This window comes from Cellulomonas composti (assembly GCF_007990245.1).
In the GTDB taxonomy this organism is placed as follows: Bacteria; Actinomycetota; Actinomycetes; order Actinomycetales; family Cellulomonadaceae; genus Cellulomonas; species Cellulomonas composti.
This window is the reverse complement of record NZ_BJWG01000014.1, coordinates 49,312-71,782: the sequence shown is the minus strand read 5'-3', so window position 1 is coordinate 71,782 and position 22,471 is coordinate 49,312. Positions and strand designations below refer to the sequence as shown.

Here is a 22,471-nt window from a genome sequence, read left to right as displayed (position 1 = left end):
GGCCGCGGACCGACGCCCTGCTCCCCCCGCCGGCGCCGGATCCGGCCACGTCGCCGTTGCGCGAGATCGTCGAGCTCACGCCCGAACGCCAGGTGGTCGCGGCCGCCCTGGGTCGCGCCCGCGAGAGCGCCCGACGACGAGGCCTGCGTCCGGGCGATCCGGCACGCCGCCGGCCCACGGAGGTCCAGCTCGGAGGGTCGCACCAGGGCGCGCGCGATCCGCAGACCGTGGGCGATGCGCTGAGCACGTTCGTCGGCCAGTTCGGCTGGTCGCCGGGGATCACCGGAGGCAGCATCAAGGGCCGCTGGGCCGAGCTGCTCGGCGAGGACGTCGCCGGGCACACGCAGTACGTGTCGTTCGAGTCGGGCGTGCTGACGATGAAGGCGGACTCGACGTCCTGGGCCGCCAACCTGCGCGGCTTCCTGCTCCCGACGATGCTGCGCGTGCTGGGCGAGAAGCTCGGCGAAGGTGTCGTCGCACAGATCGAGATCCAGGGCCCGGGCGGGCCCGGGTTCGGCCGCGGACCGCGCAGCGTGAAGGGTCGCGGCCCGCGGGACACCTACGGCTGAGCAGTTCGCCCACGCCGGACGGGGCCCGGTGGACGGGAACGTCGCAAGCTCGTCGCCCACAGACCCCCGTAGACGGGGGTCCGGAGCGATTCGGCAGGTAGACTTCTAGGGTCATTCCTGGCGCCTTGGTGCCTGGAAGTCCAGCGTCATGGAGTGATCCGCCCTCTCCGCGGTTCGGCGGCGTCCTCCGGCGCGTATGCGACCTTGAGGAGCACCACCGCCCGTGGCTGAGCAGTCGAACAAGAAGCCCCAGTCCGACGGCACCTACGACGCCGACGCGATCACCGTCCTCGAGGGTCTCGAGGCGGTGCGCAAGCGCCCCGGCATGTACATCGGGTCGACGGGCGAGCGCGGGCTGCACCACCTCGTCTACGAGGTCGTCGACAACTCGGTCGACGAGGCGCTGGCCGGCTACTGCGACCACATCGAGGTGACGCTGCAGGCCGACGGCGGTGTCCGTGTCGAGGACAACGGCCGCGGGATCCCCGTGGCGATCCACCCGACCGAGGGCAAGCCGACGCTCGAGGTCGTCATGACGATCCTGCACGCCGGCGGCAAGTTCGGCGGCAGCGGCTACGCCGTCTCCGGCGGCCTGCACGGCGTGGGCGTCTCGGTGGTGAACGCGCTCTCGTCGCGCGTGGAGTCCGTGGTCAAGCGCGACGGCTACACGTGGGAGATGGACTTCGAGAACGGCGGGCACCCGGTCGGCGGCATCCGCCAGGGCGAGCCCACCGACGAGACGGGCACGCAGCAGACGTTCTGGGCCGACGACACGATCTTCGAGACCGTGGACTACGACTTCGAGACGCTGCGCTCGCGGTTCCAGCAGATGGCCTTCCTCAACAAGGGTCTGCAGATCACGCTCACGGACGAGCGTCCGCAGCACCTGGGGACGGGCGACGAGGTCGCCGGGGACGACGAGCAGGACGAGGACGCCGAGTCGCCCGCGGCCCGCGTGGTGACCTACCGGTACGACGACGGCCTGCTCGACTACGTCAAGCACCTCAACTCGGCGAAGAAGGTCGACCTGATCCACCCCGACGTCATCGACTTCGAGGCGGAGGACACCGAGCGCCGGATCTCCGTCGAGATCGCGATGCAGTGGACCACGGCGTACTCGGAGTCGGTGCACACGTACGCGAACACGATCTCGACGACCGAGGGCGGCACGCACGAGGAGGGCTTCCGTGCGGCGATGACGGCCCTGATCAACCGGTACGCGCGCACCAAGGGGATCCTCAAGGAGAAGGAGGACAACCTCACGGGCGACGACATCCGTGAGGGACTCACCGCGGTGATCTCGGTCAAGCTCGGCGAGCCGCAGTTCGAGGGTCAGACCAAGACCAAGCTCGGCAACACCGAGGCCAAGTCCTTCGTGCAGACCGTGGTCAACGACCAGCTCGGCGACTGGCTCGACTCGCACCCGAACGAGGCGCGTGACGTGATCCGTAAGTCGATCCAGGCCGCGGCCGCGCGCATGGCGGCGCGCAAGGCGCGCGAGGCGACCCGCCGCAAGGGGCTGCTCGAGTCCGGCGGCATGCCCGGCAAGCTCAAGGACTGCCAGAGCAACCGGCCGGAGGAGTGCGAGGTCTTCATCGTCGAGGGCGACTCGGCCGGCGGCTCGGCGGTGCGTGGTCGCAACCCGCGCACGCAGGCGATCCTCCCCATCCGCGGCAAGATCCTCAACGTCGAGCGCGCCCGGCTGGACCGCGCGCTGGGCAACCAGGAGGTGCAGGCGCTCATCACGGCGTTCGGCACCGGCATCGGTGAGGACTTCGACCTCGCGAAGCTGCGGTACCACAAGATCGTGCTGATGGCCGATGCCGACGTCGACGGGCAACACATCCGCACGCTGCTGCTGACGCTGCTGTTCCGCTACATGCCGGACCTCATCACGCACGGCCACGTGTTCCTCGCGCAGCCGCCGCTCTACCGGATCAAGTGGTCCAACGCCGAGCACGACTACGTGTACTCGGACCGGGAGCGCGACGCGTTCGTCGTCGACGGTCAGGCCGCCGGCAAGCGGCTGCCCAAGGACAACGCGATCCAGCGCTACAAGGGTCTCGGCGAGATGGACTACTCGGAGCTGTGGGAGACCACGATGTCCCCCGAGCACCGCACGTTGCTGCAGGTCACGCTGGACGAGGCCGCCGCGGCCGACGAGATCTTCTCCGTGCTCATGGGTGAGGACGTGGAGTCCCGCCGGTCGTTCATCCAGCGCAACGCCAAGGACGTGAGGTTCCTCGACATCTGAGGAGTGAGCCGAGCCGGACCCCACGAACCCACGCGAGACCAAGGAACCCGAAGTGACTGAGAGCAACGAGATCGAGCACGGGCGGATCGAGCAGATCGACCTGCAGCTCGAGATGCAGCGGTCCTACCTGGACTACGCGATGTCCGTGATCGTCGGACGTGCGCTGCCCGACGTGCGGGACGGCCTCAAGCCCGTGCACCGCCGCGTGCTGTACGCGATGTACGACGGCGGCTACCGCCCCGACCGCCAGTTCTCCAAGTGCAGCCGCGTCGTCGGCGACGTCATGGGCAAGTACCACCCGCACGGTGACACCGCGATCTACGACGCGCTCGTCCGACTCGTGCAGGACTGGTCGATGCGGTACCCGCTGGTCGCCGGCCAGGGCAACTTCGGTTCGCCCGGCGACGACCCGGCGGCCGCGCCGCGGTACACCGAGTGCCGCATGGCGCCGCTCGCCATGGAGATGGTGCGGGACATCGACGAGGACACCGTCGACTTCGGTGACAACTACGACGGCCGCACGCAGGAGCCGCAGGTGCTGCCCGCGCGGTTCCCGAACCTGCTGGTCAACGGCTCGGCCGGCATCGCGGTCGGCATGGCGACGAACATCCCGCCGCACAACCTGCGCGAGGTAGCCGCGGGCGTGCAGTGGCATCTGGACCACCCGGAGGCGACGCGCGAGGAGCTGCTCGAGGCGCTCATGGCGCGCGTCCAGGGTCCGGACTTCCCGACGCACGCGACGATCCTGGGCCGCAAGGGCATCGAGGACGCGTACCGCACGGGCCGTGGCTCGATCACCATGCGCGCGGTGGTCGAGGTCGAGGAGATCCAGGGTCGCATCTGCCTCGTCGTGACCGAGCTGCCCTACCAGGTGAACCCGGACGCGCTCGCGAAGAAGATCGCGGACCTGGTCCGCGAGAACCGGGTCGCGGGCATCGCGGACATCCGCGACGAGACGTCGGGGCGCACGGGCCAGCGCCTGGTCATCGTCCTCAAGCGGGACGCGGTGGCCAAGGTCGTGCTGAACAACCTCTACAAGCACACCCAGCTGCAGGACACGTTCGGCGCCAACATGCTCGCGCTCGTCGACGGCGTGCCGCGCACGCTGAGCATCGACGCGTTCGTGCGGCACTGGACCGCCCACCAGCTCGACGTGATCCAGCGCCGCACCCGCTACCGGCTGCGCAAGGCCGAGGAGCAGATCCACATCTACCGCGGCTACCTCAAGGCGCTCGACGCGCTCGACGAGGTCATCGCGCTGATCCGGCGCTCGCCCGACGCCGAGGAGGCCCGAAGCGGCGTGATGGCGCTGCTCGACGTCGACGAGGTGCAGGCGAACGCGATCCTCAACCTGCAGCTGCGCCGGCTCGCCGCGCTGCAGCGCCAGGAGATCCTCGACCGCTACGCCGAGCTCGAGGCGCAGATCACCGAGTACCTCTCGATCCTCGCGTCCGAGCAGCGGCAGCGCACGATCGTCTCCGAGGAGCTCGCGGAGGTCGTCGACCGGTACGGCGACGAGCGTCGCACGCGGATCCTGCCGTTCGACGGCGACGTCAGCATGGAGGACCTCATCGCCGAGGAGGAGGTCGTCGTCACGATCACGCGCGGCGGCTACGCCAAGCGCACACGCAGCGACAACTACCGCGCGCAGCGGCGCGGCGGCAAGGGCGTCAAGGGCGCGCAGCTGCGCGAGGACGACCTCGTCGACCACTTCTTCGTCACGACGACGCACCACTGGCTGCTGTTCTTCACGAACCTCGGCCGCGTCTACCGCGCGAAGGCGTACGAGCTGCCCGAGGCCGGCCGTGACGCGAAGGGTCAGCACGTCGCCAACCTGCTCGCGTTCCAGCCCGACGAGAAGATCGCGCAGGTCCTCGACCTGCGGGACTACGGCCAGGCGGACTACCTGGTGCTCGCGACGAAGCGCGGTCTCGTCAAGAAGACGCGGCTGACCGACTACGACTCCAACCGCTCCGGTGGCGTCATCGCGATCAACCTGCGCGAGGACGACGAGGGTCGACCTGACGAGCTGGTCTCGGCGCGGATCGTCGACTCGCACCAGGACCTGATCCTCGTCTCGCGGCAGGGCCAGTCGGTGCGGTTCACCGCCAGCGACGAGCAGCTGCGTCCGATGGGCCGCGCGACCTCGGGCGTGACGGGCATGAAGTTCCGCGGTGACGACGAGCTGCTTGCGGCGGAGGTCGTGCGCGAGGACGCATTCCTGTTCACCGTCACGGAGGGTGGCATCGCCAAGCGCACCGCGCTCACCGTCGAGAACTACCGCCAGCAGGGTCGCAGCGGCCTGGGCATCCGGGTCGCCAACCTGCCCGAGCAGAACGGCCACCTCGTCGGAGCCCTGGTGGTGGACGCCGAGGACGAGGTTCTCGTCATCATGGAGCGCGGCAAGGTGGTGCGTTCCGCGGTGTCCGAGGTGAACGCGACGGGTCGCACGACGCAGGGCGTGATCTTCGCGAAGCCGGACGCCGGCGACCGGATCATCGCCGTCGCGCGCAACACGGAACGCCCGGAATCGGACGATGCAGGTACCGTGGTTGACGGAAACGACGTCGAACCTCCCGCGGAGGATGCATGACAGACCCGGCACCGCCCTCGATCCCGCCGCGCCAGCGAGCCTCCACCCCACCTCCCCCACCGGGGCGGTCGGTGACGTCGTCGGCCGGCCGGGAGACGGGTGTGCGCACGGTGTCGGACGCCGAAGTTCCCCCGGTGAAGCGCGCCGAGGAGCTGGACAGCCGTGAGACCCTGGATCCGGGTTCGCGGCCCGAGAGCGCCGCGCCGCCCGGCGACGACGGTCAGCTCCACGACCCGCCGTCGCCGCTCATGGTCGCGGTCGACACCACGACCGGCTGGATCAAGAAGGTCGCGGGTGCCACCACCGCGAAGATCTCCACGGCCACGCGGCCCCGGACCGAGGACACCCCGATGACGACCACCCCGACCGCGCCCCCGAGCGTCGGCACGTCGAGCCCTGCCGCCGGTTCGCCCTCGTCCGGCGCCGGCGCGGCAGGTTCGTCGGCACCCGCGGGTCCGTCGTTCAGCCCGACGAGCGCGCGGCCGAGCACGGGCCGGATCCCGAGCGTCGCCCCGCACTCCGGCGGTCCTCGTCGGGTGCGGCTCGCGATCTCCCGCATCGACCCGTGGTCGGTGATGAAGCTGTCGTTCCTGCTGTCGGTCGCCTTCGGCGTGCTCATCGTCGTCGCCGTCGCGGTGGTCTGGTACACGCTCAACGGCCTGCACGTGTTCGTCAACATCAACGACCTGGTCACGCAGATCACCGGGGCCGAGAGCAAGACCGACATCCTGCAGTACGTCGAGTTCAAGCGCGTGATCTCGGCCGCGACGCTCGTGGCCGTCGTCGACGTGTTCCTGCTGACGGCCCTGGCGACCATCGGCGCGTTCCTCTACAACATCGTCGCCGCCCTGGTCGGTGGCCTGCACGTGACCATGACCGACGAGTGACGGCCTGATCGGGCGGTCTGCCCGGGGCGCCGGACCCGGTTTGGGGACGGCCGCACCGCTGGGGTAGTCTCGTCCGGCGCGCGGGACGCACGTCTCGCAGCACGGGCCTATAGCTCAGACGGTTAGAGCGCTTCCCTGATAAGGAAGAGGTCACAGGTTCAAGTCCTGTTAGGCCCACTCCCGACCAGCAAGGGGGACGAAGTGAAGAAGCTCCTGCTCCTGGTGGCACTCGCCGCCGTCGGCTACGTCGTCTACACCAAGCTCTCCCAGGACCGCGACGAGCGGGACCTGTGGGCAGAGGTCACCGACACCTTCGAGTGACGGGTGCGCCGGGGTTCCGTCCCCGACGCACGCGCGGCACAGCCGCGTCCTCGGGGCCATGGCGCAATTGGTAGCGCACCTGCTTTGCAAGCAGGGGGTTACGGGTTCGAGTCCCGTTGGCTCCACCGAGAGCGGTTCGCGTACGCGGACCGCGGTGGTTCACAGACTCCAGAGCACCTCCCACCTGCGGGGACGTCTGATCTCACCGCTCTCGAACCTGAACTCTGCAGGTGGGTGAACTCAGGGTTCGAGCCCCCAACGGCGTGGTCTTCGCCGCCTTCCTCCGGCTGACCCGGTCGTGTCGGTCGTCTGATGCAGGATCGGTGGTGTGCCGATGACCGAGGCCCGACGCCGGACCGCCGCCGCCGCTGCGGCCGGCGACTGGCCGCCGGAGCTAGCAGCGCTCGGGAGTCGCGTCGCGGCAGAGCGGAGGCGAATGGGTCTGACTCAAGACGAACTCGCCGACCGGTCCGGGGTGTCCCGTCCGACGATCAGCAAGATCGAACGCGGTGTGCAGGACGTTGGTGTTGTGGCGTTGCACAAGATCGCGAAGGTTCTCGGTACTGAGGCTGGCTCTCTGCTGGGTGGTAGCGGCGCTGGAGGGTGACGCGCGGAGATCTACACGCCGGTACGCGGATGCCAGAACAGACCTCGTCACGCTGAGCGCCTCGTCGCGGTGCGGGATGATGGAACCATGGCCGAGCTTCAGTCCACGCGGGAGATCCTGTCCATCCTCGAACGGACTGTCGGCGAGTCGATTCAACAGGTGCAGATACTCGGGATCAACAGCCTCAAGTCTGTCTCGCCGTCTCCTCAAGACCTGGCGGGATCGACGATCACGAACGTCACCGCCTCCGCGCGAGTTGTACGGATCGACCTAGACCGGTTCTTCGCGACGATTGACCTCCAGCGGACCGGGCGACTCATCTGGCGCGAGACCGCCGAGCCGGCCCAGATCGGCCACTCGAGCCTCCCGACAGTGCGCGTACTCCTTGGATCCGGATCTGCCGTGGACTTCGCCGAGCCAGCGAAGACCAAGCGGATCTCAGTGGTGCTCGGAGTCTCGTGACGTCCAGCGCTACATTGCACGTCAGTTCAACCCGAGGTCAGCGATTCGGCTCGAACAGCACCGGCGCGGCGAGCTACTCTTCTCGTGAGTCAACCCACGAGAGGAGACCGACCATGCACGCCCCCCGCCCGCGGCAAGACGACCTGCTGGTCGCATCCAACTTCATCCAGGCGGCCCGTGAGTTCGGGTATCTCACCGTTTCGGCCGCCCTGGCGGAACTGGTTGACAACTCGCTGCAAGCCTCCGCTACCCAGGTGGCCGTCACGATTCACCGGGAGACGCCCGACTCGCTCCCCGTGATCACTGTGGAAGACAACGGCGTGGGCATGTCCAAGGCTGAACTGGACGTCTGCCTGCGCTTCGGTGGCTCCTCACGGTTCGATACACGCGAGTCGTTCGGTCGATTCGGCATGGGCCTACCCGCCGCCAGCCTCAGCCAAGCACGTCGTGTCGAGGTGACAGCATGGCGAGACGGTGGCTACGAACGCACCGTCACGCTCGACCTAGACGCTGTCGTCGCCGGTGCCGCTCCGACCCTCAGTTCTGAGCGGCGAAGCAAGCGTGGGAGCGGGTCGGGTTGCCGCGTTCGATGGTTGCAGTGCGACCGGATCGAGTATCGACGACTGGTCTGGCTTGAACGGTCGCTTCAACGTGACATGGGACGGATCTATCGGCGCACCCTGAGTGCCGGGCTGACTATGACGATCAACGGATCGCACGTGAAGCCTGTCGATCCGATGCTGCTCACGATCAAGTTGGAGGGTGTGACTGCACGACTCGCCTTCGACGAACTCCACTACGAATTGGAGACAGCCGACGGCGGTACGTCGGTCGTGACAGTCCGCTTCACGGAACTCCCCGTGCAGGCGTGGCATCGCCTCGACAACGTCACCAAACGTCGCGTCGGCATCGTCGGCGGCGGCGGTGTGTCGATCCTGCGCGCGGGACGTGAGATCGCCAGCGGCTGGCACCTCATGGGCAGCAAGCGCAAGGAGAACTACGACGACTGGTGGCGCTGCGAGATCGAGTTTGAACCCCGCTTGGACGAACACTTCGGCATCACGATCAACAAGCAAGGTATCCGGCCCTCGGCGACACTGCGGGAGGCCATCGAACCAGAGTTGGAGTCACTCGCCCGGATGCTCAATGCCCGCGTTCGCCAGGCCTTCGAGGACGTCAAGTTTCAGGATGCCACGGCGGCCGCCTGCCGCATTGCGACGGCAGCAGACCCGGACCTTCCGGTCATCCCATCGCCCGGGAGGCGGGGAGCGATCGAGTACCGGCTGCGAACGAAGGTTCTTCCGATGGACGCGATGTTCCAGTCGACGCTTGCCCAACGGACTCTCGATCTGACGCTCAACGCTGACCACCCTGCTTTCGCGGCGCTGTATCAACCGCTGCTAGCCATTGAGGGTGAGGTGGCTGCAGAACTGCGCACGTCTCTTGAGTTGCTCCTGTTGTCCTTCGCACGGAGCGTCGTTCAGATGGAGCGGGCCGGACGCCCGGTGGACGATCTCGTCGAGGCGTGGAGCGGTACCTACGGACGGATGCTGCAGAAGTCATGACCGAAGACGATGTCAAGTACGTTCCGCTCACGCTCCCGGCCGGCGCCACGACGACGGAGCGAAAGGGCTTCGCCAGTCTGTGCCATCTGTTGGCACACGCTCAGTTCGACCCGGAAGTCCCGCTCGACCACACGTCTTTGTTCACCGCCGCAGGGCTCACGGACGTCTACAACAAGCCGACCCTCGCCGCCGCGGCCCACACCGTCATTGACCTTGTTGATCAAGGCTGGCTGGTACACGTCGACAAGTACGGCCCGCTCCTGAGTCCGCCTGACACCCACGCCGATCGCGACACGGAGAAGGCTCGAATCCGGCGACAGGAGCACCTGCGAAGAGACGCCCAACTCCGCCAGCCGAGTGTCCAGCGATTCGTTCGGAGCATGGAGCGAAGCCACCAGCACGCAGGCAAGCTCGTCTCGGTCTTCAACCTCATGCGCGACGGCCGTGAACTGGCCGACACTCTCAGGCAACACCCTGAGGCGCCAGACACCATTCAGCCGTACGTACAGGTCGTCGACAGTGCTAGCACCTGCGGGCTGACTGGCTTCAAGCTCCATGACATCTGGCGCTACTTTCGCCACACCTGGTCCAACGCGTACTCAACGGTGCCCGGCCGCTCAATGCCCATCCTGATCAGAGACGCAGCCACCGAGTTCCACGCGGTGATCGGGATCGCAGCGATCTCTAGTCCAGTCGTCCAGATCGCGGAGCGAGATGACTGGATGGGGTGGGACACCAAGCAGTTCGTGGCCTCGATCGAAGCGGAGCCGACGGACGAGATGGCGAAGTGGCTCGGTCGTCGCATCGAGACTCAGCGCGCAGAGATCTATGTCGAAGACCTGCTGCGCGACGGTGTGCTGCAGCCGGGTGATCTCAAGCGGCCGACGCCGAACGTGGTGGCTCGTCTCAAGGCCGATGCCGAGCGCCACCGGGCGAAGCACCACCGTGCAGGTGTGGTTCGCGAGGTCCGCAGCATCGAGACCGACGCCTGGGTAGCGCGAGCGGAGACGTACCTCTTCCGGTCGAAGCGCTCGGCGCTGCTCGCCGAGACGCTCGAGATACAGGCGTTGGTTGGCGGTTACCTTGGCACATCGCCGTCTGTCGACGGACTACGAAGCGCACTCGCCGACACCAAGGCCAAGACCCAGATCGGACGACTGGCTCGGCGCGCCCGGGGTGAGCGCGTCGGTACGGTCATTGCGGATCTGACCGTGTGTGGAGCCGTGGCGCCTTACAACGCACTCGCAGCTGGCAAGTTGGTCGGCGCGCTAGCCGTATCACCAACGGTGTTGGCCTCCTACCGGGCCAAGTACTCACGCCCGAGCGAGATCGCCTCGGCGATGGCCGGACGCCCGATAACCCGCGAAGCCAGGCTGGCGTTCGTCGGCACCACATCTCTATACGGCACCGGCTCCAGCCAGTACAACCGGCTGTTCTGGCCTGCTTCGACGATGGGAGGTCAAGGTGGCGCGAGGATGGGGTTCTACGAGTTGGGACGTTCACGGTCGTTTGGCTCGTCGCACTTCTCTGACGCCACCGTTGATGCGCTTGTTCGGCTCTGCGAGCACAGCGGCGGCTTTGTTCGGGTCAACAGCCTGTTCGGCGAGGGCGTGAGCCCTCGCCTCCGCAAGGTGCGTCTCGGTCTGGCGGCACTTGGCTGGCCGACGAACGAGCTGCAGAGGCACGGCCGGGAGCGCATCTTGTACGGCGTACCCCTTGTCGAGAACGTACGTGACTACTCGCTGGGCGTGGTCCAGGATCCGAAGTACCTCCTTGACCCGACAGCAAGAGACAGCGGCGAGGCCGTTGCCCAGTGGTGGTACGAACGTTGGGCACGCCGGCGTGCGACGCTGGAGCACGTCCAAGAGGCCATGCGGGGCAACAGTTTGGTGCGCCCGATCCGTCACGGCGCCAGAGTGCCGCTGCCGACGGACGACGAAGAACTCCTGGTGAGTGAGCCATGGACCGGTGCGCGTGAAGCGTGAGGGCTACGCCAGTTCCAGTACCTCGGACACGCTTGTGAGTGCAGCGACGAGCGAGTCCGGGTCGTCCGGGTCCACGACCCGTCGAGCACCCAGGACTCGGACGTTTCTCTCGACGGGGACGGCGTAGGAAGGCGTCGGTGTTCTGACCAACACTTCGGCATTGGTGAGGGACTCGAGCAGCACAATGCTTCTGACTCCGTGATTCCGAAGGACCGTGCCGGCCAGGTCGTACCAAGTCCCCTCAGCTACGTCGGCCGTCGCCTTGAGGCCTGTCGTCCAGTACGCGTCGCACACACCGCGAACGTTGCACATGCTGCAGTGATCGCCGACGATCGCTGCCGGAACTTCCGCAGCGACGGCAGCGTCGGCCGCGTCGATCTTGGTCGTCAGCTGGGTACAAAGAGCCGTCAGTTCCTCAGCCGACGGCACCGCCGCTGCAATGTCGCGACTGGGATAGGCCGCGACAAGCTTCAATACCGCCAGTCCCTTCGGGTTGGACAGGCTGTCTTCGCGCCAAAGCAGCACGTATATCTGAAGCTGATCGTGATGCGTCGGATCCTCCGCACCCGTCTTGAAGTCTGTGATCTGGACACCGGTGGCATCGACGCTGAGTAGATCGATGCGCCCCATGAGGCGAAGCGAGTCGGCTACCAGAACCTTCTCTGGGTGATCGCCCACCCGCGCGGGATAGCGCACTGCTGGGCGACTCGGCGGTGAGCCCGACTGGCGACCCGCCGACGGGCGGAGTTCCATTCGGTTCAGATATGTCTGAATCTGCACGCGCACCTGCGGAAGCCCATCGGTGAGTTGGCGGGCGAGTTGCTCGCGCCGGGCGGTGCCGAGACGTGGGTTCCCGTCCAGTCGTGCGAGCTGCCTCGCGAGACTGGTCTCCGCGACCTTTGTGTAGCCGCCAAGTTCCCGCAGGACTGCAACCGCTTCCGCAGAGCGGGTCGATGTGCAGCCTGCGTTCACCAGTGCCTTGACGATGAGCTCGAGCGCGCCGTGCACTACGTCACCGCGGATCGCCGCGGTGATGGGCAAGCGCGGGTAGCCGGGTTGCTCCCAGAGTTGGGGATATGCGGCCCGCGAGAGCGCATACCGGCGTGGGCATGTCTCGACGTCCTTGAGAGACGAGTAACTCCACAGGTCGGGAGGATCCGGAAGGACGGCTTGCCTGGAGACGACACCAGTGTCGTGCACCCGCGGCCCGGTCAGTTGAGCCACTGGAGCACCTGCTGGCTCGCTACAGGAAGGTTCCGCTGCACGACCATGTCGTCCACCGGATAGACCGGGATCCCACCAAGCTCCTTGGCATCCCAGAGCTCCTGCGTCGCCGGTAGGTCCCGCGTGAGCGGGCTCTGGATGTAGAAGATCCGGTCACGTCCCTTGCCCCGTGCCAGCAGCGGCGCCGTGATCGTGCCGAGGCCATCGATCTGGATCGGCTCGTCCTTGAGAAACTCGATGCCGTCAATGCCGCGGCTGTCGAGGTCGGCAAGGAGCTTGTCGATCGACTGGCTCGTCCGCACGTCATCAAGGGTTGGCATGGTGCCGTCGAGCACGTATCTCAGCAGTGCGGCGCCAACCTTGCGATCGAGCAGTCCGTGCTCGAATCGGTTGCGGAAGCTCCGAAGGCAGCGATAGCAGGAGGCGTCGCAGTTGGCGGGACAGGATTCGAGTCGCTCCAGCGCCCTCCTGAAGATTGAGAGGCCGTAGCCGTGTACACGGCGGGTGAATCCAGCACCGCCCGCGAGGGTGTCGTACAGGTAGATCTCGGCCTCGAGGCCGTGGTTCCCGGCTGGCGTCAACGCAGGCCGATACTCGGCCTGCAACTCGCTGGCGTCCACGTCGAGTTCGCCTGTCGCGGCGATCGTCAGGGCCTCCGCGATCGTCCGGAGCGCCACCTGCGTTGAGAGAAGCTCCGGTCGGAGGGTGAGTGGTGACTCGACCTTGAGCCGGACCAATAGAACGTCCGAAATGAAGTCGGTGCCGAGCACCAGCCCGCGCGTCGAGGCCGACCCTTGGCAGTCTGGTTCGCGCTCGTCTGGGTACGGCTTGGGGTGGGTGCCAGACACCACACCGGTCGCGCCCTTGGTCGGCTCAATGAGGCCGCACAGGGTGCAGTACGTATACCCCTCGCTGCGAGGTCCCGTATTGGTGACGAGAAGCGTGTCGCGACGGTAGGTCTGTTCGAGACGGTCGGTGACGTGGTCCCACGCTTCTTCCTCCTCGGGACCTTCAGCCACCAGCTTGGCGCGTGTCGCATAGCTGTTCGCCGGAGCATCATCAGGGCTCGTACCCGGCTCGTCGTTGGCACGGTGAGCAAAGCCAGGCGGTCGCATCCAGTTCATCGCCTTGCCGAACTTGTCGACCGCGCCGCACGCCGGACAGTTGCGCTCCTCGCCGCGCTCCGCCTGGTCGTAGGGAAAGTGCTTGGCGTAGTGGCAGACCTGGCATTCGAAGTAGAGCCACCTATCGCGCCAGGCCTGGAATCGTTCCTTGTGCACCGGAGCGTAGATAGCCCCGGATGTCCACTCCTTGTTGTCGATCCAGACGACCTTCCCTGGTGCGTACTGGCTGAGTGCGATCGGTAGTCCTTGGCTTGGCGCGTAGCGGAACTCGGTGTGGAACGGCTCCGACTTATCGCGGTCGAAGACGTGGAACGCGACGACGTCCGTAGGAAAGGCGTAGCGCGGCAGGACGCCCTTGTACAGCAGACGGTCGAGAAGGTTGGTCTGACTGCGCGGCTCGCTTGGTAACTCTGCGCCGTCCTCGCCTGCGTCGCCCTCCTCGACTTCTTCGTTGGCCGGAGTGGCGTCGCTGCCCTCTGGCTTGGGCAGGTTGCCGTCGGGTTCCAGGCCCAGGGCCTCGTCGATAGCACGAAGTGTCTGGATGGCCAACTCGTCGAGGATCGTCCGACGGGCCTCAGGCTTCAGCTCCGAGGGCAGCCAAGAGTCGACGTCCTGCCTGAGGTCGGGCAGGTTCTGGACGAGCCAATCTTCGAGGTCGGCGCGGTTGAGCGGCGACGTCGTACCGACGAAACCGCGTACCGTGCCGAGCACCTCGAACAGCTGTGGCTGGTCCTCAGGGTCGATCCGTGGCAACCGGTCCTGGTTGTAGCGCTGCAGCAGGTAAGCGGTGACGTGGCGACGGGCGATCTCGTCGTTGTCGAGCGTCAGGATCGGGTCGTCGACCTCGCCGCGGATCATGAGGTCAGGGTTGCGAAAATAGTGATCGTCATGGGTGTCGGCGCTACCGAAGGCGACAACGGTGGCGATGGCGTTTCCACGACGTCCGGCGCGACCGGCCCGCTGCTGGTAGTTCGCCCGCGAAGGGGGCATATTGCGCAGCGCGACCCCAGACAGGCTGCCGATGTCGATGCCGACCTCCATGGTGGTCGTGCAGGACAACACGTCGATGGCAGCGCGCTCCTGCTCGCCCGGACGCGGGAGACCAACATTGACGTCCTGGAACAAGAGTTCGTACTCCTCGGCGCGCGAAAAGACTGCGTCGGACTGGGCCGCGTTGAGCTGGGCAGTGTGCTCCGCGGCGATGATGCTCATGATCGGCTTCTCGGGCGTCTCTAGCGCCCGCTTGGAACTTTCTCGGTAGTAGCCCTTTCGTGCCCGGAAGACTTCGTCTGCTTCTGGGTCGAGAGTGCGGACGTCGGTGCCCCCGCAGCTAATGCATTTGCTCGATCCGGGGAACGGGCGCTGCGTGAAGCGGCAGCGTTCGCAGTAGCCCCACAGGCCACCGATCTCGAGCGCGACATTGCCGGCCAGTAGTCGATACTTGGGGTCCTGCATCTCGCAGAACCTCGGCAAGATCGCCGGTAACCATGAGTCCTTGAAGACCTTCCTGGCTGCCGACGTGCCGAGCAAGCGCTCGATCGTCTGGAACTTGCCCGAGTGCGGCTTGACGCCGTCCTTCTGCCGCCACCACTCCTGTGTCATCCCGGGGAACCAGATCCCGCGCGCCGGAGTTGACCACTGCGCCAGCCACAGTCGGAGGAGCGCAAGTCGTTCCTCATCGGTGGTCGCGACGCCGGGAATCGTCGGCAACGCAGCTAGTAACTCGTCCGTCAGGCTGGCCTTCTCGCGTAGTGATGCCAATCCGAGTGACATGAGGCCGTAGTACTTGCCCGTCAGCGTGGCGTACATGGCACGCATCAAGGCTTGCGGCGGCTGCGCGGTGAGCATGAGCAGCTCCACCATGGCGTCGACGTCGCCGCTCAACGCTCCCTTGTCGACGGCCCTGCCGACGTCGCGCACCACGTGGAGCGACTCCGCTTGGCGCAGTTCGGGGCGCAGGCGCACCTTGAGTTGCTTGGCGCCGACCATGACAGCCAGGTAGAGGCGCTCAAGGCTGAGCTGCGTGGCTATGCCGGGCTGGGCAGCTAGATCAGTCCACCCCTTGAGGATGAGGGGGCGAATCACGTCACGCATCGAGTAGTCCTGCAGGTTCGGCGCAAGACGAGCGGCGACCTGCCGCGAGTCGGAGAACGCCAGCACCTTGCGTCCCCGAAGCGGAGCAAAGTCCGAGTACGGCGCGCTCGGCGGCTGGACTTCGATCTGCCGGGTCACTAACGCCTGGAACGGTTGGTCACCCTTCGTCTGGTGGTCCTGGACAGAGGAGCGCCCGAACCCAGCCAGCTGGCCGCAAACGCCACAAGGCTTGAACTCGCCGTTGGCCTCTGCCTGATCGTCGGAGCCTTCATCATCGTCATCGCTGGTCACGGTCTCGCCGGCTCGGAGCTTCGGGAGGAACACGACGCGGCTGCGAATGGGCGGGTGGTCAGTCCGGAGTCGACCCGTGACTAGGTCGATCTCAGCTACCTCCACCTGCCCCGCCGACGGCTCCTCGAGAAGCAGATCGAGTGGAAACAGCTCCGGGACTGAGCCTGTGGTCGCCTGGAACGCGCCGCCCGGCTCATGCCACAGGAAGTCCGGATCCAGCAGGTTGTCGGTGTAGGTGCGGGCGTAGGCCGACCCGCAGTGACGGCACGTATAGAACTCGAACACGCGAGATCCACACTCGCATGTGGCCTGAGGTTGGGCGTACAGCTTGCCGATCGGTCCGAGACCTGGCGCCAATGTGCTGCGGTCCACCGCGCCACAATCTGGATCGAGACACGCCCACAAACCCGGAAGACCTCGGAAGAAGGCGTGGACGCGGCACGGCAGCAATCCAGCCTCGTCTGGTGTGCGGCGCGCTCCACTGCCGAGCGCCACCAGCGTGGTGACGGCCCTGTCGGCCGTTGACGCCTCGACACCCGGGAAGATGATCTGTCCCAGCTCACTGACGGGCTGGGCCCTTTGCATCGTCTCGTTGACGAGCAGGTTCATCGGTCCGTACTCAGCCAACGCATCGTGTAGGAGCACGCCGATCCCTCGGCGGTGATCAGCTACGCCGCGTTCGTTGAGGAGGTCAGCAACGGCTGCAGCCCGGTCTGCGTCCGAGTCTCCGGCGTAGAACTCAGCCAATGGCACGTTTGCTAGCAACGACGCATCGGCGGTCGAACCGGTCGACGCGCCGGACCGAAGTGCCCATTGACTGGTGACTGTGCGGAAGTCGTCCGGATCCTTGCCCGTCAACTGGGCCGCAAATCCACGCGCGTACTCCGGGGTAGTGAACGACGCGCTGGTCGTGATCACCTGCAACCGTTCAGGAGCGATACCGAGCCGCGATCGAAGCCGGCGTAGTAGAAGCGCCACTTCGGCTCCGGCCGCGCCTCGATAGAGGTGCGCCTCGTCAACGACGAGCAGAAACTTCTCTTCGGGGTTGCTGGCCAGCCACTCGCGGGTGTGATCGAAGACCGGCCGTTCGAGCGGCCGCATCAGCATGTACTCCAGCATCGAGTAGTTAGTGATGAGCACGTCTGGCGGAGCAGCCAGGACCTCATGCCTCGTGAGAAGCTCCGGGTCGTTCGGTTGCATGACGGCCCGGATGAACTCGTCGGTCTTGGTGTCCTTCCAACGGGAGCCCTTCGGCCCGAACCACTTCTTGAGGTCAGGCTTGGCCGGCCACTTGCCGCGTTGTTCGAGCTTCTCCTTCAGTGCCTTCGCCTGTGCGTGGCCCGGCGCTGAAGGATCGGCCGCCTGGTCGATCAAGAGCAAGTAAAAGTCTTCGATGGAGCCCAGCCGCTGGATGTCCTTCTTGACGGTCCGGACGCCCGGGTAGAGCGTGCGGCTGGTGTAGCGGGCGAAGCGTGCGGGACGCCCGGCCCAGGCCTCGAACTGCGCAGTGACACGTGGGTCACCAAGGAGCAGGCGCAGGCGACCGAGCTGATCATTTACCAACGCGTTCATCGGATAGAGGATCAGAGCCCGAACGGCGGGAGCGGCGAACGAGGCTGGCCGATGCGCCGCCTCCGTAGCGAGTTTGGCAAGCATCGGGAGCAAGAATGACTCCGTCTTGCCGGATCCGGTGCCGGTTGTGATGGCGAGGCTCATCTCATCGCGCGAGGTCGACTCGAGAGCTTCCGCCTGGTGGGTGTACGGCGGGTCATAAATCAGCCGGTCGAGGTTGCCAATCTTCTGGGTGAGCGTTCCGAACAACGCGTGGATCTGTGGGTCGATATCCAAGTCGCCGAAGCGCCGATTTGTCTGATACCGCGGGGTGCTCTCAATGTATGGCGCTCTGAAGAGCACGCCCTCCGACGTCAGGAGTTGCCGGCGCTGCTCGATGATCGTGGGGTGGCCGACGTGGTACGTCGCCTCGATGTAGTCGCGCAGGGCGGCCTGGATCTCGTCGATCGTCTCCGCGATCGTGGGCGCTTCAGTCGCCACTGCTGTCCTCCTGGTCGGTCATCCAGAGCATGTCAGTGAGGAAGTTCGTCGTGTCGGCAAGTGCCGCCGCGGGCAACCGGAACGAGAACAGGGCGCCGGGGGTCTTGCCGAGCGCCAGTCCGGTGAACTGCACATATCGCTCGGCGAAGCCTGGAAGTGGCGAGAAGAAGTCGAGCGTCGGGTCGTCGCTCGGTTGGTTGCCGCGGCGGATGCGGAACTGCTGGGCGGTTCCTCTAAGTGCATCGACCGCCGCCTGATAGCGCCAGGCCTCGTCGCGCCCAGGGACCACCGGATCTGCGACGGGAAACTCCATGAGCCGCGTGGGCGCACCCGCCTCAAGCCGCACGAGACACCAGAGATCAGCACCATAGGCTTGCGGCCGCCGGGCGACATAGTCGCCGGTGTCGGTCTGTGCCGGTGTCCGCCAGCGCCCCCGGTAGTAGCGCACCTTCGACGCCGGATCGAGCAGTTGCAGTCCGTCGAGCTCACCTGCTGTTGTCGCGACATCGAGGCGTGCTTGGTGGCGCCCGATGAGATCTGCCGGAGTCTCGCTGCTCGGGCGTGCTACCCAGCGGTCCTTGGCCACCCGTTGCAGCCCTCGGGCACGCAACTCAGAGTCGGCCTCAACGGGATCAGTCTTCAGAACGCGGGTGTGACCCTCATACTCGATCGCACGAGCAAGCTCGTCTCCGATCAGGTGTGCGCCGAATGGCCGCACGCCCATGACCATGTAGGTGCCCGGAAAACGCTCGATAAACGACGGCGGCGCTAGGTAGAGCAATCGGGTCGATCGCCCTCCCTCGTGCCGGAGTTCCAGCAGGTCGCCCGACGCGACTAGTTGTTCAAGTATCTCGGCAACGTCGTCGCGCTGAAGCTCGTCGCCGCCGAGTGGTCGGACGGCGCCAAGCACCGCGTCGACCATCCTCGATGGGCTCGTCGGACACATGAAGGAAGCGGCTCGGCGCAAGGAGACTGCAATCCCCTCGACAGACGTCAGTCCGACGGAATCCGCGTCAAGGCCGAGTGTCTCGACGGCAAGTCGCGATGCCGATTCGGCCGTTAGCTTTGCGATTCTCACTAGAAGCTCCGCTCCACGCCTTCGGCGTCATTGAGTGCGCGAGTGCCGAGGACAGCGAAGCGAGCCGCTCGGTAGAGCACCGGAGACAGGAGCACGCGATCAAGGATGGTCGCTGCCTCGCTGGGATCCCACTCGGTGATGTAGCCAGGTCGTCCCGCGAGCATGAGGAGGAACCGCGGCACGGAGCGCCGCCCATCGAGGCCGTGTCTTGTCAGGTGGGGTGAGATGACTCCGTGGAATCCAGGCAGCAACTCCTCTGGCTTGAGCCACCTGTAGAGGCTGTAGGCGATTGTCGAAGCGACAGCCTTCTGCTCCGTAGAGACGCCGACGGCCGCTTGCATCGCTTCGAGATGGTCGGCGGCGTCCCGTGCCCCCGCCACCGCTAGCTCGATGGCTGCCCAGTGACTGCCGCCAATGAGCGTTCCGATCGCACGAGCGATGGCGTCGCCTACAAGCCGCTGCTGGTAGGCGGCGAACGCGTCGGCGGGAAGTTCGGCATGGATCCAACGTCGATGACCCTCGGCGAGCCGCAGCACTTCCTTGGGCGTGCGTGACGAAGCGGGGACAACCGGGCTGGCTGAGGGCATGTGCAGCAAGGCGGTGGGGTTGGTCGGCAGCATGGCCGCAGCGACCGAATCGCCAGCTCTGGCGATCACGAGCCCGCCACGTGGCGGTACAGAAAGCACCTCGGCAGGGTTCTTCCGGACCGCTGTCAGCGGGGTGTCGACGTTGTAGAAGTCGAGGCTTGTTGTGCCACCGTCCGTCCGGTCGACGAGCTTTGCGATCACGTCTCCGTCGTGGGAACGGGTGAGCCGCCACCGCAGTGGCTGGAACCCTCGCTCGGAGGTGAGCGTGGCGAAACCAATGCCATCTCGAGATACCGAGATGATGCACGACTCGGAGTTGTCGTAGGCCTCGACGAATCGCTGGTCGGTCCGGACCGATCTTGCGATGGTGCGCCAGTCGGCCTCTCCGAGCGGCAAGTGCACCGAACGGCGCAGATTCACAAGTGGAGCAGCCTTGTCGTCCAAGAGCGCGACGCTCAAGTCGGCACCAGTGCCTGGCGGTCCGTCGATGGCGATGGCGGCACGCTCGTCCCATAGCTCGGCCAGTGTTGGGCGCGCTGGGTTGGCAAGCATACGGATTCCCTCGCCGATGGTGGCACCCTCGGCACGCACTTGGGGATCACGGATGGTGACGACCAACGCACCAGAAGCGAGCTGACGCTCACCGTTACCAAACAGCGCGACGCTGAGTTCGTGCGTGCCTACAGGCAAGCCTTCGAGCGTGAACAGCAACTCGGGCTCATCTGCCGTCCAGTCGAGGAAGTAGGCCGTATCCGCGACGACGACTCGAGCGCGCTTTGGAACGAGGTCGGAGCGGATGCCGAGAATGGCTGGCTCGCCAGCGACCCATTCGACCTCACCCTCACCGTCCCAAGCGCTCGCCACCGTGCCGACTGGTCGGATCGCGACATGCGACACAACCGAGAGCCCCGTAGCCAGGAGTGCTTCCTCGTCGGTCTCCTTGAGGTGCGGTGGCACCCAGAGGTCGAAGGCCCTGACGCCGCGTGCCGTGATTGCCACTTCGGCACACCACGGCACTGGTGGGGCGGTAAGGGTCTCTACGCCGACCAACAGGTATTGGTGCCCAGGCCGGACGAACTTCCCCTTGACCTCGATCGCCAGTCCCGTGCCCTGTCGTCGGAACAGCCACCATGGCCCCTTTGTGATGACGCACTGGGTGGCCAGGAAGCTATTGGTCCGTGGGTCGCCACGATCCAGCCGAAGGAACGGCTGGTCGGGACGAGGCCAGCTAGCGAAGCTGACCTCCTGTCCCGGGTAGAGCAAGCCGCTCGGGGGAATCGGTCGCGCCGCACCGCTCACCGTGGCGCGCGACGTCCGCAGCTGGCCGTAGATCTCCTGCCCTTCCAGCCCAACCACTGTGAGATCCGGCAGCTCTGCGTAGGCGGTCCACACACCGTCCTTCCTGAGGAACAGGCGGGGGTCGGTCGCGCGTGGCAGTCTCTTCGGTGTCGCCCCACCTGCCGGTCCTCGCTCACCAGAGCGGAAGCCGCGAACGCGACGAGCCGAGGCCCTCGCGGACTTGAGCCAGTTTCGGGCCTGCGACTCCGTGGAGAGTCCGTCCACGATGCGCGCCAGTGTCGAGGCGGACAGGAAGGGCGTCGGCTCGCTCTCGCCCGAAAGCAGGGCCACGGCAACCTGGCCGACCAGGGCCGTGTTCTGGCAGAAGATGCGGAAGCGCTCTGTGTAATTGGACGCACGGCGAGCCAGCCGGACGCCGAGTGCCTCAGGATCGTCGAGAAGGTCCGAGGTCAGCGCACCGCTGAACTCGAACAGCAGCTTGGCGAGGTTTCGCTGGAGGTACGTCGGCAGGACGGCGTGCGTGATGGGCCACGCAATGATCGTGAAGTGATCGGCCCACGCGCCGGAAGGGTGGGCGCCGCCGAAATCTCTATGAAATTGGACGAACCAGTCGCGAACGGTCGAGCGCTCCTGGCTCGTCCAGCGGGGTGTCAACGAAGTGAAGGTGGTCCAGTATTCGTCGCCCACGTATCCGTAGCCCACTTCGGCTGCATAGACCACGAATGGCAGCCAGGCCCGCTGATACCGCGAGAGGTGGCCGAGCTTGATCGCGTTGCGAACCGCGCCCTTGAGTAGGTCGAGGTCGTCAGGTGGCAGGTCGTGCTCAAGCGCGAAGACCGGCGACGCGGGTTCGAGCTTGGCCCGAGCGGCGCGCAGGTCCGAGTAGTGGGATGCGAGCGCGTCGTGGAAGTGATGCAGCAACTCGTACGTACTGCTTGATGCGACATCGACCACGAGCAGCGCCATCTCTCCTTCATGCCGATCCCGGCGGGTACGTCCTCGGGACAGACTGCCCGACCGCACTGACACGAGCGGGTAGGTCGCAGCGATTCACGCCCTTCGGCGCAACCTCTATGAAGCGGTGACGAAGGTGGGTGTACACAACCCTGTCCGTAAGGATAGACATGTGTCATGCAGGAGGTGGGGGTTCCGGGGGCCCCGCCTGACCTGCTAGTGGCCTGCTTCTGAAGCTGGTTGCCGGTTGGCCCAGCCGATGGAAGACCGAGGCCGGCGCCCGTGCTCGAGTGCGCCCATGCCGATCAGGTGTCGCCCCTCGTACCGCCGATCGACACCGGCGCTGCCCGACTTCTCCTGTTGACACGTGTCAGCGAATGGCTACGCTCACCGGTTGGGGACCTTCCGGGTCCTCGACCGGCGGGACGACGTGGTCCCGCCAAGCATCGCCGCGGGGCCCGGACGCCCCGCACGCACACCCGTGGCACCCGACGAGCAGTCGTGCTCGGCACCGGTCCGGCGTCG

The 22,471-nt window shown here is 66.2% G+C and carries 13 protein-coding genes and 2 tRNA genes; 11 read left to right on the top strand and 4 right to left on the bottom strand.

Annotated features, from left to right (window positions below):
• Positions 1–56: 56 nt before the first annotated feature.
• From CCO02nite_RS13855 to CCO02nite_RS13810, 11 genes are all read left to right on the top strand, one after another.
• The gene (locus CCO02nite_RS13855) at positions 57–569 is read left to right on the top strand and encodes a DciA family protein (protein WP_246117558.1); all 513 of its coding nucleotides are present in this window, start codon (positions 57–59) and stop codon (positions 567–569) included.
• 223 nt (positions 570–792) lie between these two features.
• Positions 793–2,823, top strand: a complete 2,031-nt coding sequence (gyrB, locus tag CCO02nite_RS13850; RefSeq protein WP_146843767.1) for a DNA topoisomerase (ATP-hydrolyzing) subunit B — start codon at positions 793–795, stop codon at positions 2,821–2,823.
• Between the two features lie 112 nt (positions 2,824–2,935).
• The gene (gyrA, locus tag CCO02nite_RS13845) at positions 2,936–5,416 is read left to right on the top strand and encodes a DNA gyrase subunit A (RefSeq protein ID WP_246117565.1); all 2,481 of its coding nucleotides are present in this window, start codon (positions 2,936–2,938) and stop codon (positions 5,414–5,416) included.
• Positions 5,417–5,550: 134 nt separating this feature from the next.
• Entirely contained in the window at positions 5,551–6,303 is a 753-nt protein-coding gene (locus tag CCO02nite_RS13840) for a DUF3566 domain-containing protein (RefSeq protein WP_246117557.1), read from the top strand.
• Between the two features lie 103 nt (positions 6,304–6,406).
• Positions 6,407–6,480: transfer RNA gene (locus tag CCO02nite_RS13835), tRNA-Ile, on the top strand.
• A gap of 24 nt (positions 6,481–6,504) precedes the next feature.
• On the top strand, positions 6,505–6,624 hold the full coding sequence (locus CCO02nite_RS15905) for a DLW-39 family protein (RefSeq protein WP_222593212.1): 120 nt from the start codon (positions 6,505–6,507) through the stop codon (positions 6,622–6,624).
• A gap of 52 nt (positions 6,625–6,676) precedes the next feature.
• Positions 6,677–6,749 (top strand) — tRNA-Ala (locus CCO02nite_RS13830).
• Positions 6,750–6,958: 209 nt separating this feature from the next.
• The gene (locus CCO02nite_RS13825; protein ID WP_146843788.1) at positions 6,959–7,231 is read left to right on the top strand and encodes a helix-turn-helix domain-containing protein; all 273 of its coding nucleotides are present in this window, start codon (positions 6,959–6,961) and stop codon (positions 7,229–7,231) included.
• An 87-nt stretch (positions 7,232–7,318) separates the two neighbouring features.
• Complete coding sequence (locus tag CCO02nite_RS13820; protein WP_146843764.1) at positions 7,319–7,693, top strand: DNA-formamidopyrimidine glycosylase family protein; 375 nt, start codon at positions 7,319–7,321, stop codon at positions 7,691–7,693.
• A gap of 113 nt (positions 7,694–7,806) precedes the next feature.
• Positions 7,807–9,258: an ATP-binding protein gene (locus CCO02nite_RS13815; protein WP_146843763.1), complete on the top strand. Its 1,452-nt coding sequence runs from the start codon at positions 7,807–7,809 to the stop codon at positions 9,256–9,258.
• Positions 9,255–11,243 carry a Druantia anti-phage system protein DruA gene (locus CCO02nite_RS13810; RefSeq protein WP_146843762.1) on the top strand — a complete coding sequence of 663 codons (1,989 nt, stop codon included), beginning with the start codon at positions 9,255–9,257 and terminating at the stop codon, positions 11,241–11,243. The genes CCO02nite_RS13815 and CCO02nite_RS13810 overlap by 4 nt, the downstream gene beginning before the upstream one ends.
• A gap of 3 nt (positions 11,244–11,246) precedes the next feature.
• Here CCO02nite_RS13810 and CCO02nite_RS13805 read toward each other — a convergent pair whose 3' ends face one another.
• The 4 genes from CCO02nite_RS13805 to CCO02nite_RS13790 form a co-directional block, all read right to left on the bottom strand.
• On the bottom strand, positions 11,247–12,443 hold the full coding sequence (locus CCO02nite_RS13805; RefSeq protein WP_246117564.1) for a PD-(D/E)XK nuclease family protein: 1,197 nt from the start codon (positions 12,441–12,443) through the stop codon (positions 11,247–11,249).
• Between the two features lie 11 nt (positions 12,444–12,454).
• Positions 12,455–18,028, bottom strand: coding sequence for a DEAD/DEAH box helicase (locus CCO02nite_RS13800; protein ID WP_146843760.1), 5,574 nt, complete (start codon positions 18,026–18,028; stop codon positions 12,455–12,457).
• Entirely contained in the window at positions 18,018–18,950 is a 933-nt protein-coding gene (locus CCO02nite_RS13795; protein WP_146843759.1) for a hypothetical protein, read from the bottom strand. The genes CCO02nite_RS13800 and CCO02nite_RS13795 overlap by 11 nt, the downstream gene beginning before the upstream one ends.
• A 155-nt stretch (positions 18,951–19,105) precedes the next feature.
• Positions 19,106–21,958: a hypothetical protein gene (locus tag CCO02nite_RS13790; protein ID WP_146843758.1), complete on the bottom strand. Its 2,853-nt coding sequence runs from the start codon at positions 21,956–21,958 to the stop codon at positions 19,106–19,108.
• Positions 21,959–22,471 lie beyond the last annotated feature (513 nt).